The organism is Burkholderia sp. AU38729 (assembly GCF_020419725.1).
GTDB lineage: Bacteria > Pseudomonadota > Gammaproteobacteria > Burkholderiales > Burkholderiaceae > Burkholderia.
The window spans coordinates 617,253-631,407 of sequence record NZ_JAIZQO010000002.1; the positions used below are offsets into that span (position 1 = coordinate 617,253).

A 14,155-nucleotide genomic window follows, 5' to 3' on the forward strand; every position below is an offset into this window, starting at 1 on the left:
GCCTCGTCAGGGATTGAAGGTTCGCGAACGTTAGGTCATTCTCCAATGCGCAGGAACGTGGGAGACTTGAATAAGGTTCATGCCCTAAGGGAATAAGATGGATTCACTGCGATCCATGCGCGTGTTCGTCCGCGCCATTGAGCTCGGCAATTTCTCGGCAGTCGCGCGGGAGGAAGGCACCGGCCAGCCGACGATCAGCAAGATCGTCGCCGCATTCGAAAAGGAACTGGGCGTTCGCCTCCTTGAACGCTCGACCACGAGCCTCGCGCCCACCGACGAAGGCCGCCGGTTCTACGATCGCTGCAAGCGCGTGATCGACGAGTACGCGAGCGCGGTGGCCGAGGTGCGCGGGCAAACGGTGCGGCCGGTCGGCAAGCTGGTCGTCAATGCGCCGCTGGGGCTGGGCGAGCTGAGACTGAACGCGCTCGTGCTCGAATTCCTCGCCGCGTGGCCGGAGATCGAGGTCGAGCTCCAATTGACCGACCGCGTGATCGACCTCGTCGAAGAAGGCGTCGATGTCGCCATTCGCCTCGGCCAGCTGCTGCCGCCGGATGCCGTGGCGCGCCACATCGCGTCGTCGCCGCGCCTGCTGGTCGCCACGCCGGCGTACGTGGCGCGGGCGCCGAAGCTCCGCCGGCCGGACGACCTCGCGAAGCACGAGTATGTCGGCTACGCGCGCGCGGACATCGGCAACGAACTGGCCTTCGCGCGCGGCAGCGAGCAAGTCGTCGTTCCGGTGCGCGGCCGGTATCGCGTGAACAGCTCGATGGCGCTGCGGGAATGCTTTCTTGCCGGAAACGCGGTGGGCAGCGGGCCCGCGTGGCTCGTTCAGGACCTGATCGACAGCGGCCAGCTCGTCCGGTTGCTACCGAAGTGGGACATGGTGCCGCCACATGCGCTGCACCTCGTCTATGCGTCGCGCCGGTATCTGCCGCTGCGGACCCGCACGTTCCTGCAGTTCATGGAGCAGCGGATTCCCGAGCTGCCCGGGTTCCATGCGATCACCGCCCCGACCCGTACCCCGACCGCGCCCACACCGCGGCAGGCCCGCTAGTCGACGCTCGCCGCGGCCACGGCCGGCCCGGGCGTCGATCCGCCACCGTTTTCCCGATCCGCCGAATCCCCGCTATTGCAGCGGCGCCGGCGGGCCGTTCGGCTAAAATGCCGCACTTTCCACCTTGTCCGGCCCGCTCGCCATGCAACCCGCCTCCCCCGCCCAACCCGCCGCCCACGGCGCCGACGCCGCAGATTCGGCCCGCGACCTCGTCTACGGCCCGAACGACCGGCCGGCGCCGATGGTCGCCTTCGTCGCCGCGCTGCAGCACCTGCTGGCGATCATCGTGCCGATCGTCACGCCCGGCCTGCTGATCTGCCAGGCGCTCGGCGTGTCCAGCCGCGATACGACCCTCATCGTGTCGATGTCGCTGGTGATTTCCGGCATCGCCACCTTCGTCCAGTGCAAGCGCTTCGGCCCGCTGGGCGCCGGCCTGCTGATCGTCCAGGGCACGAGCTTCAACTTCGTCGGCCCGCTGATCGCCGGCGGCAGCCTGATGGTCAAGCAAGGCACGCCGGTCGAGACCGTGATGGCCGCGATCTTCGGCGTCGTGATGGCCGGGTCGTTCGTCGAGATGGGCGTGTCGCGCATCCTGCCGTTCGTGAAGCGCCTGATCACGCCGCTCGTCACCGGCATCGTCGTGCTGCTGATCGGCCTCACGCTGATCAAGGTCGGCCTGATCAGCATGGGCGGCGGCTTTGGCGCGATGGCCAAGGGCACCTTCGCGAGCGCGGAGAACCTGACGCTGTCCGGCCTCGTGCTCGGCACGATCATCCTGCTGAACCGCGTGCCGATCGTGTGGGTGCGCAGCACCGCGCTCGTCATCGCGCTCGTGATCGGCTATCTCGCGGCCGCGTTCCTCGGCCGCCTCGATTTCACCGGCATGCACCAGGCCGCGTTGTTCCAGGTCCCGACGCCGCTGCACTTCGGCATCGGCTTCTCGTGGGCGCTGTTCGTGCCGATGCTGATCATCTACCTCGTCACGTCGCTCGAGGCGATCGGCGACGTCACGGCCACCAGCAAGATCTCGAACGAGCCGGTCGAAGGCCCGGTATGGATGCAGCGGATCAAGGGCGGCGTGCTCGTGAACGGCGCGAACTCGCTGCTGGCCGGCGTGTTCAACACGTTCCCGAGCTCGGTATTCGCGCAGAACAACGGCGTGATCCAGATCACCGGCGTCGCGAGCCGCTACGTCGGCATCTGGATCGCGGGGATGCTCGTGGTGCTCGGCCTGTTCCCGGTCGTCGCCGGCGTGCTGCAGGCCGTGCCGGAGCCCGTGCTCGGCGGCGCGGCGATGGTGATGTTCGGCGCGGTGGCCGCATCGGGCATCAACATCCTCGCGGGCGTCCATCTCGATCGTCGCGCACTGCTGATCATCGCGGTGTCGCTCGCGCTCGGCCTCGGCGTGTCGCAAGTGCCGGACATCCTCAACAGCCTGCCGCACGCGCTGAAGAACGTGCTGGAATCGGGCGTGGCGACGGGCGGCATCTGCGCGCTCGTGATGAACTGGTTCCTGCCGGAAAAGAAGTAACGGCGCGACGCCTGACCGGCGCCCCCCTCAAGCCGCGCTTCCGGTGCATCGGGATGCGCGGCTTTTTTCATGACGGATGCGGTATCCCGCACCGAGAGATAGCCTCGCCCGATTCGAAGCGAAGGGCGAGCCCATCGCGCACTTCATGCCGACGCCCCGCCCCCCTGGGCGCGGACGACCGCGCGCCGGCCTGACACGAATTCGAACCTGCGAAACGCAGCGGCGGCCTGGCCGGACACGCGACGGTGACGATCGATCGTCAAACCACGTCAGACACGCTTTGCCGATCGTTCCGCGATGGTTAGAATTGCTTCATGCCTCAAACCCTAGCGCCCAATACCGCCCCCGAAGCGAGCACCGTCCCGGTCAAGGAACGCGCGACCATCGTCTGCTATCGCGGCGAACAGGTCTTGCTCGTTGCCCGTGCGGCGTCGCGCTGGGCGCTTCCCGGCGGCACGATCAAGCGTGGGGAAACGCCGCTCGACGCCGCACATCGCGAGTTATGCGAAGAAACCGGCATGACCGGCCAGCATCTCGTCTACTCGATGCAGTTCACCGGCCTCGCCAAAATCCATCACGTGTTCTTCGCGGAAGTCGGCCCGGACCAGACGCCGCAAGCAAACAACGAGATCGAGAAATGCAAGTGGTTTCCGATCGACAGCGTCGACGGGTTGCGCGCCAGCATTCCGACGAAGCGCATCGTCGAACTCGTTTATCAACACGAAATCCGCAAGACGTAGCCCGCGGCGGACGAGCGTATTCACGAGCCGGCGGACCGGCCCGGATCGTCCTGCGTGGATCGGCAGCGCGTAAGCGCTCAGTGCGGGCGCCTTCTTCGCAACTCGTGCGCGGCATAGACGACCAGGAAGATGCCGAGCATCGCAATACCGGACGCCATGAAGTCGTTCGCGCTTCCCGAGCTTTGCAAGGACGTCGGGAAAATGCCGAGACTCAATCCTGCACCAGCAAGAAGCAGTCCTGCAGCCACGCCCCAGATCGGTCCGGCGGTCTTGTCGATTTTATTTTTCATACAGCACCCGTCTACAGTCATTACCTGAACGGTATCGGCAAGGGACGCCGCGTCTACCTTCAGTGATTCGACTATAGCCCGGAAAAAAATAGCAAACTTTTAGTGCTTTTCCCGATCAAGTTTTGGCGATTGCAATCGCCGGTGATGTCGTGCAATTGCACGTTGATTGAAGCGCGTCGAGTCGACAAGAAATACGGGGTGGCGGAAGGCAGCAGGAGTCGAACCTACCCGGGAGTGTCTGACACCCCCAACTGGATTTGAAGTCCAGCCGTACCACCGGATACGAATGCCTTCCGTGGGGGGAAGAACACCTGGCAGACGGCACATTTACCGGAGTGGACGTAACCGGCCCAGACAGGACGCCTCAGTGATCGAACCAGCCTGACAGGCGTTCGGAATGGCCCGCTACGTGCGCAATCCAAGCACGCCGAGGTAGGCGTCGAGCGAGCGCTGCACTGACTCGGCCGCCAGGCGCATGATGCCGCTGTAGTCGCCGGTCGTGCACGCCTCGTCCAGCGTATCGTAGTAAGCCAGCCGGTCTTCCTTGCGAATGACCGCTGGCGGATAGCCGGACTTCATCAGTTCGAAATTCAGGAGCAGCCGCCCCGTTCTTCCATTGCCGTCGACAAACGGATGGATCTTCACGAACCGCGTATGCAGTTCGGCGGCCCGTGCCACCGGATGCATCGCGCCCGCCTGCGTATCCCAATCGATGAGCGCGGCCATTTCAGCCGGCAAATGCAGGAAATCCGGGGGCGTCGTGCTTGCGCCTGCGATCACGACGTTCTCCCGGCGATACCTGCCGGCCTCGCCGTCGTCGATCCCCTTCAATACCAGCCCGTGAATATTCCGGATCTGCCACTCGGACAGCGTCTCCTGCTTGCCGACGATTTCTTCGACATAGAGAATCGCGTCGCGATGATTGGTCGCCTCGAAATGCTCGCGCAGCGACTTTCCGCCGACCGTAATGCCTTCGAGTACGACCTTCGTTTCCCGCAACGTCAGCGTGTTGCCCTCGATCGCATTCGAATGATAAGTCCACTCCAGCATCAGCTTTTCGCGCAATGACGCCAGCGTGTGCGGCGGAAGCGGACGCGCCGCGTCCAGCTTTGCCTTGTCGGCATCGACGGCTTCCAGCAGAAGCGATACGGACGAATCCATGAAATCACCAAAATCGACCAATGCGCGCCATTTTACTCCGCGTCTGGAATGGCGAATGGCAAATGGCGGAAGGCAGCAGGAGTCGAACCTACCCGGGAGTGTCTGACACCCCCAACTGGATTTGAAGTCCAGCCGTACCACCGGATACGAATGCCTTCCGTGGGGAAAAGAACCCAAAGAACAACGAGCGCCTACGCCTGAATACCCGCCCAACCGCTGTCAGGCCGCAGGAGGTGAAGATCGCGGTGGAAGCGAGTATACCCAACCCGGTCGAAGAACTCGAGAATCTGGATCGCGCGCTTGCGGCCGAGCCCCGTCGCATCGCGGAACGTCGCGGCATCGAGCCCGCCCTCGCGCGACGGCGCGAGATGCGCGACCAGTTCCGCCAGCTCGCGCACCACGCCCGCGTGATAGAACAGGTCGCGCACGACCTGGTGCACGTCACCGCGCCGCGCGAGCTTGCGCAGCAACGCGCGCACCGCGTCCTCGGCCGCGCCCGTGTCACGGGCCAGGTCGCGCACCCACGGCGGATCGAAGCGCCCTGCGTGAATCAGCGGCAGCAGTTGCTGCGCCAGCGCCTCCTCGCGCGGCTCGAGGCTCACCGAATGCGACGGCAGATGCAGCCACGGCCCGCTTCGCGCGACTTCGCCGCCGGCCACCAGCGCATCGACGAGCGCGCGCCACAGCGCATCGCCGGCGAGCGGCGCGGCCATCCGCCGCAACCGCGCGGCGTCGAGCCCCTGCTCGTCGGGCATGCGCTCGTGATACGCGCGCAGCGTATCGATCGCCCGCGTCTGCAGTGCGCGCCAGTGCGCCTGGGCAATCACCGCGCCGTCGTTCGACGCGGCGTCGCGCGGCCCGATCGCCAGCGCGTCTTCCGGCAAGGCCAGCGCATTCGGCGCGAAACCCGTCAGATGCGTGAGCATCGCGCGCGGGATGCCGAGCGGCGCCTGCGCGAGCAGCGCATCGAGGCGGCCCGCGTCGAGCCATTCGGCCAGCGCGTCGAGCCATGCGCGGCGCGCAGGCGTACGACGCTTGCGCGCCGGCCCGAACGGATCGAGTACGCGGCCGCCGCCGACCGTGCGCGTCGCCTGCGGATTGCGGACGATGAACCGGTCGCCCGGCAGCGCAAACACCGGCTCGTCGAACACCAGTTGCACGCGCATCCGCTGGCCGGCCGCGAGCGTATCGCCGTCGAGCAGCGCGACATGCGCGACGCGATGCAACGTGCCGAGATGCACGTGCAGCGGCGCCCAGTGCGTCAGCGTGAGCCCCGCATCCGCGAGCAGCGTCAGCTCGACGTCGAGACGCGGCGACGTCGCGACGAGCCGCGCATCGGCGACGGTGTCGCCTCGCTCGACATCGGCCTTGTCGACCCCGGCCAGATTCAGCGCGCAACGCTCGCCCGCGCGGCCGGCCTCGACCGGCCGGTTCTGCGCGTGGATGCTGCGCACGCGCGCCGCGCCGCCCGTGCGCACGATCGCGAGCGTGTCGCCGGTCGCGACGCGGCCCGCGAACGCGGTGCCCGTCACGACGGTACCCTGCCCCGCGAGCGTGAACACGCGATCGACCGCGAGCCGGAACAGCCCGTCGTCGCGGCGCGCACGCCACGCGATCGCCGCGTCCGCCAGATAACGCTTCAACGCGGCGACGCCCGGATCGTCCGCAGCCGTCGCGCGCGTTTCGACAATCGGCACGCCGGCCAGCGTCGAGTCGTTCAGCCACGTGGCGATCTCGTCGCGCACTTCGGCCACGCGCGCGGCATCGACGCGATCGCACTTCGTCAGCGCGACGGCGCCATGCGTGACGCCGAGCAGCTGCAGGATCGCGAGATGCTCGCGCGTCTGCGGCATCACGCCGTCGTCGGCGGCAATCACGAGCAGCGCGAAGTCGATCCCGCATGCGCCGGCCGCCATCGTATGAATCAGCTTCTCGTGGCCCGGCACGTCGATCAGGCCGAGCACGTCGCCGTTGTCGAGCGGCGTATACGCGTAACCGAGCTCGATCGAGATGCCGCGCGCCTTCTCTTCCTTCAGGCGATCGGTATCGACGCCCGTCAGCGCGCGCACCAGCGTCGTCTTGCCGTGGTCGATGTGTCCCGCGGTACCGACGATCATGCAGCAGGCCCCGCGAGCGGCACGCATTGCGCGACGAACACCGCCTCGTCGGCGGCTTCGAGGCAGCGCAGGTCGAGCCGCAGCGCATTGTCGGCGACGCGGCCGATCACCGGGCGCGGCCATTCGCGCAGCCGTTTCTCGAGCTGCGCCAGTGCACGGCCGCCGCGCTTGCCGTCCGCCGTGCGTACGACGAGCCCGGCGCTCGGCAACTGGTCGACCGGCAGCGCGCCGCTACCGATCTGGCTGAACATCGGCTCGACCGTCACGTCGAAACCGCTGCCGAGCGCGGCCTGCAGCGCCGGACGCACGCGCTCGGCGGCCTCGGCGATCTCGCGCTGCGGGCGCGTCAGCAGCCGCAGCGTGGTGAGCCGGTCACGCAGGAACTCGGGTGACTGGTAGAGGCGCAGCACCGGCTCGAGCGCCGCGAGCGTCAGCTTGCCGACGCGCAGCGCGCGCTTGAGCGGATGTTTCTTGATCTTCGCGATCAGCGCGCGGTCGCCGACGATCAGGCCGGCCTGCGGCCCGCCGAGCAGCTTGTCGCCGCTGAACGTGACAACGTTTGCGCCGGCGGCGACGGTTTCCTGCACGGTCGTCTCGTGCGGCAAGCCCCATTGCGACAGGTCGGCGAGCGTGCCGCTGCCGAGATCGACGGCCACCGGCAGCCCATGCTCGCGCGCGAGCGGCGCGAGTTCGGCGAGCGTCGCCTCTTTCGTGAAGCCGCTGATCGCATAGTTGCTGCAATGCACCTTCATCAGCAGCGCGGTACGCGGGCCGATGGCTTCCGCGTAGTCGCGCAGATGGGTGCGGTTGGTGGTGCCGACCTCGCGCAGCCTGGCGCCCGCGCGGCTCATGATGTCGGGAATGCGGAATGCGCCGCCGATCTCCACCAGCTCGCCGCGCGACACCACGACTTCCCGTTTCGTCGCCAGCGCCGACAGCGCCAGCAGCACGGCCGCCGCGTTGTTGTTGACGACGGTCGCGGCTTCCGCGCCCGTCAGTTCGCACAGCAGATCGTCGATCAGGTCGTCGCGATCGCCGCGGCGGCCCGTGGCGAGATCGAATTCGAGGTTGACCGGCCGTGTCAGCACGTCGACCACCGCGCGCACCGCGTCGTCGGGCAACAGTGCGCGCCCGAGGTTCGTGTGCAGCACGGTGCCGGTCAGGTTGAACACGGCGCGCACCGCGCCCGCGCTCTGCGCGGCCAGCGTGCGCGCGACGGCCGCGGCGATGCGCGGCTCGTCGAGCGGCTCGGCCGCCGCCGGATCGTGTTGCGCGGCGGTACGCCAGCGTTCGAGCTCGGCACGCACGGCGTTCAGCACGCGCGTGCGGCCGTAGTCCGCGATGAGCGGTTGCAGCGGCGCCGACGACAGCACGCGCTCGACGGACGGCACGCGCGCCAGTACCGCATTCAGTTCATTCACACCCGGTTCGGTCACGTCGTTGTGGCTCCAGTCTCATGCTTCGCAGCGGGCCGGCGCCGGTGCTCGCGCACCGTCCCGCCGGCCCGTGCCGTCAATTCGCGTCCCGCGAGACATCCGGCCACAGCAGCGGGTTCGGTGAACTGCGCTGGTAGCCGGCTTCGTTCATCAGCAGGTCGAGCGTGAGGCTCGCGAGATCGTCCGCCAGCGGCTCGAACTCGTAGTCCTTGTCCTGATAGCCGATCTTGCGATAGGTCTTGCACTCGTCGCACGATTCGGCCTTGACGGCTTCGCTGCCGCCCTCGATCCCGTGATAGGCGATGCCTTTCGTCGAATCGCAGTGCGAGCACTTCGTGCGCACCATGTGCCACTCGGTCGTGCACAGCCCGCATTGCAGGAAACGGTAGCCCTGGTACTGGCCGCCGACCCGCACGACGCTCGCGACCGGATGCGTGCCGCACACGGGGCACAGCCCCGGCTGATCGAGATACGGAACGTCGGCCGGCGGAACGCGGCTGGCGAGGTCCGTCCACACGACCTGCAGCGCGGCCATCAGGAACGGCGCGATAGCCGGGTCGACTTCGGCGAAACGCAGCGCGAGAATCGCGTCGGCTTGCGCGTCGAGTTCGGCGGGCGCCATCAGGCGCAGCCGGTCGAGCAGCTTCGCGAGCTGCGGGTTGACGAGCCCGGCGCCTTCGACGCGGTCGAGCAGTTCGTACAGCACGGCACGCCAGCGCGGATCGCGCTCGCCGTCGAGCGCCGGCACGAGCGGCATCGAGTGCTCCTGCGCACGCGCGATTGCTTCCTTCGACGGCAGCGGCAGTTCGAGCGTTTGCAGCGTCGCGTGCTGCGCATCGGCGACGGTGGCCATCAGCCGCAGGTAGCCGCTGATCGGGTTCAGGTCGGCCAGCTTGCGCAGCCGCGCGGCGCGCGCCGAGAACGCGGTGGCGCGCTCCGGCAGGCGAAAGCGCGGGATGGCCGAATGATCGAGGGTCGAGATCTCGGTCGGTTCGAGGATGCGTTGTGTCACAAATATATCTTCCAAATAAACAAGCGCCGACAGGTCGGCGCTTCAGGCGGTTCCGACGGCTGACGGAGCGGCCACCGCGATCGGCGAGCCGCCCCGCTCCGGTGCGTTATTTCACGCTTTCACGGAACCACTTCGGGTGATGCTTGCGAGCCCAGCCCAGCGTGACGGTGCCGCGCACCATCGCGCCGATCGAGCCCTTCACCCACAACGCCGCGTAAATGTGCACGATGATGCTCGCGATCAGCACGAAGGCCGCCACGGCATGCACGACAGCGGCCGCGCGGATCACCCCGATCGGGAAGTAGAACGAGAAGTAGCGCCGCCAGATCACGACTCCCGACAGCAGGAGCAGCAGCAGGCACGCGACCAACGTAAAGAATAGCAGCTTCTGCCCGGCGTTATAGCGCCCGACCGGCGGCAGCTTGTCTTCCTGGTTGGTCAGCACGTCGCCGATCTGCTTGAGCCACTGGCGATCGTCCGCGTCGAGCGCGTTGTGGTGCCAGAAGCGCACCACCAGGATCGCGAACGACACGAACATCACGAGGCCGACGAACGGATGCAGGATCCGCGTCCACTGGCCGCCGCCGAACAGCGCGGTCAGCCAGAACATCGACGGATGAAACAGCGCGAGCCCGGACAGCGCGAGCAGCACGAACGTGATCGCGGTGATCCAGTGGTTCGTGCGCTCGTTCGGCGTGTAACGGACGATCAGGTTGGGGTCGTCGTGGTTCATTTCGCGTCCTCCTTGATGCGTCGCGCCTCGTCGCGCGCGGCCTGTTCCTCTTCGTCGCTCACCTCGTTCGGACCGACCCGGACATAGTGGAAGAACCCGGCAAGCGCGGTCAGCGCGAGGCCGGCCACCGCGAGCGGCTTCGCGATGCCCTTCCACAGCTTCACCATCGGGCTGATCGACGGATTGTCGGGCAGCCCGTGGTACAGCGACGGCTTGTCCGCATGGTGCAGCACGTACATCACGTGCGTGCCGCCGACGCCCTGCGGGTCGTACAGCCCCGCATGCTCGAAGCCGCGCTCCTTCAGGTCCTCGATCCGCTCGGCCGCGTGCTGCTTCATGTCCTCCTTGGTACCGAACACGATCGCGCCCGTCGGGCAGGTCTTCACGCAGGCCGGTTCCTGGCCGACCGCGACGCGGTCGGAACAGAGCGTGCACTTGTATGCGCGATGATCCTTCTTCGAGATCCGCGGAACGTTGAACGGGCAGCCGGTCACGCAATAGCCGCAACCGATGCAGTTCTCCTCGTGGAAATCGACGATCCCGTTGTTGTACTGCACGATCGCGCCCGGCGACGGACACGCCTTCAGGCAGCCCGGATCCTCGCAGTGCATGCAGCCGTCCTTGCGGATCAGCCACTCGAGGTCGCCGGCCGGGTTCTCGTATTCGGAGAACCGCATGACCGTCCACGAATGCTCGGTCAGGTCGGCCGGGTTGTCGTACACGCCGACGTTGGTGCCGACCTCGTCACGCAGGTCGTTCCACTCCATGCATGCCGTCTGGCATGCCTTGCAGCCGATGCACTTCGATACGTCGATCAGCTTCGCGACACTCCCGGTCACCGGTTCGCGCACCGTGGGCGGTGGCGTCGTGGTGGCCGAGACGCGCTTGATATCCAGCGATTGCAATGCCATCTCTTTCCCCTTACGCCTTTTCGACCTTCACCAGGAACGACTTGAATTCCGGTGTATAGGAGTTGCCGTCACCCACGGACGGAGTCAGGGTATTGGCGAGATAGCCGGGCTTCGTCAGACCCTTGAAGCCCCAGTGCAACGGGACGCCGACCGTCTGGACCTTCTTGCCGTCGACCGTCAGCGGTTTGATCCGCTTCGTGACGAGGGCGACCGCGATGATGTAGCCGCGCTTGGACGACACCTTCACGCGCTCGCCATGCGCGACGCCGACTTCCTTCGCGAGGTCTTCGCCGATCTCGACGAATTGCTCGGGCTGGATGATCGAGTTCAGCCGCGCATGCTTGGTCCAGTAGTGGAAGTGCTCGGTGAGCCGGTACGTCGTCGCCACGTGCGGGAAGTCCGCCACCTTGCCGAACGACGCGCGGTCGTCCGGGAACACGCGGGCAGCCGGGTTGTTCAGCGCCTGCGGGTTGTTCGGGTGCAGCGGGTTCGCGTCGAGCGGCGTCTCGAACGGCTCGTAGTGCTCGGGGAACGGACCTTCGTTCATCCCCGCCCGGGCGAAGAAGCGTGCGACACCTTCCGGGTTCATGATGAACGGCCCCATCCCGTTTTCGGGCGCTTCATCCGCCTTGAAGTCGGGAATGTCGGCCCCCTTCCACGCGCTGCCGTTCCAGCCGATCAGCTTGCGGGTCGGGTCGAACGGCTTGCCGGCAACGTCGCACGACGCGCGGTTGTACAGGATCCGCCGGTTCGCCGGCCACGCCCACGCCCAGTTCAGCGTCTGGCCGATGCCGGTCGGGTCGGCGTTGTCGCGCCGCCCCATCTGGTTGCCGCCCTGCGTCCAGGCACCGCAGAAGATCCAGCAGCCGCTCGCGGTCGTGCCGTCGTCCTTCAACTGCGCGAACGCGGCCAGCTGCTCGCCCTTCTTCACGAGCGTCTTGGTCGGATCCTTCGGATCGGGCAGATCGGCGAGCGCCTTGCCGTTGAACTCCATCGCGAGCTCTTCGGGCGTCGGGCTTTCCGGGTTCGCGTACGGCCAGGTCAGGTTGACGATCGGATCCGGATACTTGCCGCCGTCCGTCTGGTACATCTTGCGCATGCGCAGGAACAGCCCCGACATGATCTCGAGGTCGCTCTTCGCCTCGCCCGGCGGCTCCGCGCCCTTCCAGTGCCATTGCAGCACGCGGCTCGAACTCACGAGCGAACCGTTTTCCTCCGCGAAGCACGTGGTCGGCAGACGGAACACCTCGGTCTGGATCTTCGACGAATCGACGTCGTTGTAGTCGCCGTGATGCTTCCAGAACTCGGAGGTTTCGGTCGCGAGCGGGTCCATGATCACGAGCCACTTCAGCTTCGCGAGCCCGGCCGCCGTCTTCACCTTCGACGGCGACGCCGCAAGCGGGTTGAAGCCCTGGCAGATGTAGCCGTTCATCTTGCCGGCATTCATCAGCTCGATCACCTGCAGCAGGTCGTACTGCTTGTCCAGCTTCGGCAGGTAGTCGTAGCCCCAGTTGTTCTCGGCGGTCGCCGCATCGCCCCACCACGACTTCATGAAGCTCACGTGGAAGGCCTTGTAGTTCTTCCAGTAGCTCAACTGGTTCGGCCGCAGCGGCAGCTGCACGCGCTTCTTGATGTAGCCGTCGAAATCCTGCTCGGCCTGCATCGGCAGCGTCATGTAGCCCGGCAGCAGGTTCGACATCAGCCCGAGGTCGGTCAACCCCTGGATGTTCGAGTGGCCGCGCAGCGCGTTCATCCCGCCGCCGGCGATGCCGATGTTGCCGAGCAGCAACTGCACCATCGCGCCGGTGCGGATGATCTGCGCGCCGATCGAGTGGTGGGTCCAGCCGAGCGCGTACAGCACCGTGCCGGCGCGGCCGGGAACGGCCGTGGTCGCGAGCATCTCGCACACTTTCAGGAATTTCTCCTTCGGCGTGCCGCACGTCTGCTGGACCATGTCCGGCGTATAGCGCGCGTAGTGCTGCTTCAGCAGGTTGTACACGCAACGCGGATGCTGCAGCGTCGGGTCGACCTTCACGAAACCGTCGTCGCCGCGCTCGTAGTCCCAGCTCGATTTGTCCGGGTACGCGTGCTTCTCCGCGTCGTAGCCGGAATAGATGCCGTCGTTGAACGCGAAATCCTCGCGCACGATGAACGAGAAGTCCGTGTAGTTCTTCACGTACTCATGCTGGATCTTGTCGTTCGTCAGCAGATAGTTGATGACGCCGCCCAGGAAGACGATGTCGGTGCCGGTGCGGATCGGCGCGTAGTAGTCGGCCACCGAGGCCGTACGCGTGAAGCGCGGGTCGACGACGATCAGCCGCGCCTTGCGGTGCGCCTTCGCCTCCGTTACCCACTTGAAACCGCACGGATGGGCCTCGGCTGCATTGCCGCCCATCACGAGAATCACGTCCGCGTTCTTGATGTCGACCCAATGGTTCGTCATCGCTCCACGGCCAAACGTCGGGGCAAGACCTGCCACCGTCGGGCCATGTCAGACACGCGCCTGATTGTCGAATGCGAGCATCCCGAGACTGCGGATGGTCTTGTGCGTCAGGTAGCCGACCTCGTTGCTGCCTGCCGACGCGGCCAGCATGCCGGTGGTCAGCCAGCGGTTGACCTTGGAGCCGTCTTCGGCCGTCTCGACGAAGTTCGCGTCGCGGTCGGCCTTCATCAGCTTCGCGATGCGGTCGAGCGCGTCATTCCACGAAATCGGTTCCCACTTGTCCGAGCCGGGCGCCCGATACTCCGGGTGCGTCAGGCGGTTCGGGCTGTGGATGAAGTCGATCAGGCTCGCGCCCTTCGGGCACAGCGTGCCGCGATTGACGGGATGGTCGGGATCGCCTTCGATGTGGATGATGCTCGGCTGGGCGTTTTTCGCGCCGTCTCCGAGGCTGTACATCAGGATGCCGCAACCCACTGAACAGTAAGGACAGGTGTTGCGCGTTTCGACGGTGCGCGCCAGCTTGTACTGTCGGACTTCGGCAAGCGCTTCGGACGGAGAGAAGCCCATCAGGGCTAGACTCGATCCGGCAAGCGACGTAGCCGTCACCTTCAGGAACTGGCGCCGGGACATTTGTAGCATGGCTGGTCTCGGCGTTATTGTGGGGGTGAGGAAACTGAAAGGAATTATAGACAGTTCGCGCAACTATGTTCGAATCCTCGGATCAATA

11 protein-coding genes and 2 tRNA genes are annotated in these 14,155 nt (G+C 66.3%); 3 read left to right on the forward strand and 10 right to left on the reverse strand.

Features of this window, described 5'->3' with window-relative positions; genetic code table 11:
* Positions 1-97 precede the first annotated feature (97 nt).
* The 3 genes from LGM56_RS07765 to LGM56_RS07775 all read left to right on the forward strand — a co-directional run bounded on the left by LGM56_RS07765 (position 98) and on the right by LGM56_RS07775 (position 3,325).
* Entirely contained in the window at positions 98-1,054 is a 957-nt protein-coding gene (locus LGM56_RS07765; RefSeq protein WP_226203948.1) for a LysR family transcriptional regulator, read from the forward strand.
* 142 nt (positions 1,055-1,196) lie between these two features.
* Positions 1,197-2,585: a nucleobase:cation symporter-2 family protein gene (locus LGM56_RS07770; protein WP_089474503.1), complete on the forward strand. Its 1,389-nt coding sequence runs from the start codon at positions 1,197-1,199 to the stop codon at positions 2,583-2,585.
* 314 nt (positions 2,586-2,899) lie between these two features.
* Entirely contained in the window at positions 2,900-3,325 is a 426-nt protein-coding gene (locus LGM56_RS07775) for an NUDIX hydrolase (RefSeq protein ID WP_226203950.1), read from the forward strand.
* A gap of 77 nt (positions 3,326-3,402) precedes the next feature.
* Here the strand turns inward: LGM56_RS07775 and LGM56_RS07780 are convergent, their stop codons facing one another.
* The 10 genes from LGM56_RS07780 to fdnG all read right to left on the reverse strand — a co-directional run bounded on the left by LGM56_RS07780 (position 3,403) and on the right by fdnG (position 14,067).
* Complete coding sequence (locus LGM56_RS07780; RefSeq protein WP_226203952.1) at positions 3,403-3,615, reverse strand: hypothetical protein; 213 nt, start codon at positions 3,613-3,615, stop codon at positions 3,403-3,405.
* Between the two features lie 199 nt (positions 3,616-3,814).
* A tRNA-Sec gene (locus LGM56_RS07785) sits at positions 3,815-3,910 on the reverse strand.
* 110 nt (positions 3,911-4,020) lie between these two features.
* Complete coding sequence (locus tag LGM56_RS07790; RefSeq protein WP_226203954.1) at positions 4,021-4,776, reverse strand: Fic family protein; 756 nt, start codon at positions 4,774-4,776, stop codon at positions 4,021-4,023.
* Between the two features lie 63 nt (positions 4,777-4,839).
* A tRNA-Sec gene (locus LGM56_RS07795) sits at positions 4,840-4,935 on the reverse strand.
* A gap of 32 nt (positions 4,936-4,967) precedes the next feature.
* Positions 4,968-6,893: a selenocysteine-specific translation elongation factor gene (selB, locus tag LGM56_RS07800; protein ID WP_226203955.1), complete on the reverse strand. Its 1,926-nt coding sequence runs from the start codon at positions 6,891-6,893 to the stop codon at positions 4,968-4,970.
* Positions 6,890-8,329, reverse strand: coding sequence for an L-seryl-tRNA(Sec) selenium transferase (gene selA, locus LGM56_RS07805; RefSeq protein WP_089427919.1), 1,440 nt, complete (start codon positions 8,327-8,329; stop codon positions 6,890-6,892). Before selA ends, selB begins: the two co-directional genes overlap by 4 nt.
* Positions 8,330-8,405: 76 nt before the next feature.
* Positions 8,406-9,341, reverse strand: a complete 936-nt coding sequence (gene fdhE / locus LGM56_RS07815) for a formate dehydrogenase accessory protein FdhE (protein ID WP_174971920.1) — start codon at positions 9,339-9,341, stop codon at positions 8,406-8,408.
* Positions 9,342-9,447: 106 nt separating this feature from the next.
* Complete coding sequence (locus tag LGM56_RS07820) at positions 9,448-10,074, reverse strand: formate dehydrogenase subunit gamma (protein ID WP_021162866.1); 627 nt, start codon at positions 10,072-10,074, stop codon at positions 9,448-9,450.
* Positions 10,071-10,985: a formate dehydrogenase subunit beta gene (fdxH, locus tag LGM56_RS07825; protein ID WP_166890531.1), complete on the reverse strand. Its 915-nt coding sequence runs from the start codon at positions 10,983-10,985 to the stop codon at positions 10,071-10,073. The genes LGM56_RS07820 and fdxH overlap by 4 nt, the downstream gene beginning before the upstream one ends.
* Positions 10,986-10,995: 10 nt before the next feature.
* A complete protein-coding gene (gene fdnG / locus LGM56_RS07830) occupies positions 10,996-14,067 on the reverse strand; it encodes a formate dehydrogenase-N subunit alpha (RefSeq protein ID WP_226203957.1) in 3,072 nt (1,023 codons plus the stop codon).
* Between the last annotated feature and the right edge of the window lie 88 nt (positions 14,068-14,155).

Bases quoted from the DNA above. Each gene is read 5' to 3' on its own strand.
- LGM56_RS07790 (WP_226203954.1), bottom strand. From the start codon at position 4,776: ATGGATTCGTCCGTATCGCTTCTGCTGGAAGCCGTCGATGCCGACAAG.
- LGM56_RS07765 (WP_226203948.1), top strand. From the start codon at position 98: ATGGATTCACTGCGATCCATGCGCGTGTTCGTCCGCGCCATTGAGCTC.
- LGM56_RS07780 (WP_226203952.1), bottom strand. From the start codon at position 3,615: ATGAAAAATAAAATCGACAAGACCGCCGGACCGATCTGGGGCGTGGCT.
- selB (WP_226203955.1), bottom strand. From the start codon at position 6,893: ATGATCGTCGGTACCGCGGGACACATCGACCACGGCAAGACGACGCTG.
- LGM56_RS07775 (WP_226203950.1), top strand. From the start codon at position 2,900: ATGCCTCAAACCCTAGCGCCCAATACCGCCCCCGAAGCGAGCACCGTC.
- fdxH (WP_166890531.1), bottom strand. From the start codon at position 10,985: ATGGCATTGCAATCGCTGGATATCAAGCGCGTCTCGGCCACCACGACG.
- LGM56_RS07820 (WP_021162866.1), bottom strand. From the start codon at position 10,074: ATGAACCACGACGACCCCAACCTGATCGTCCGTTACACGCCGAACGAG.
- LGM56_RS07770 (WP_089474503.1), top strand. From the start codon at position 1,197: ATGCAACCCGCCTCCCCCGCCCAACCCGCCGCCCACGGCGCCGACGCC.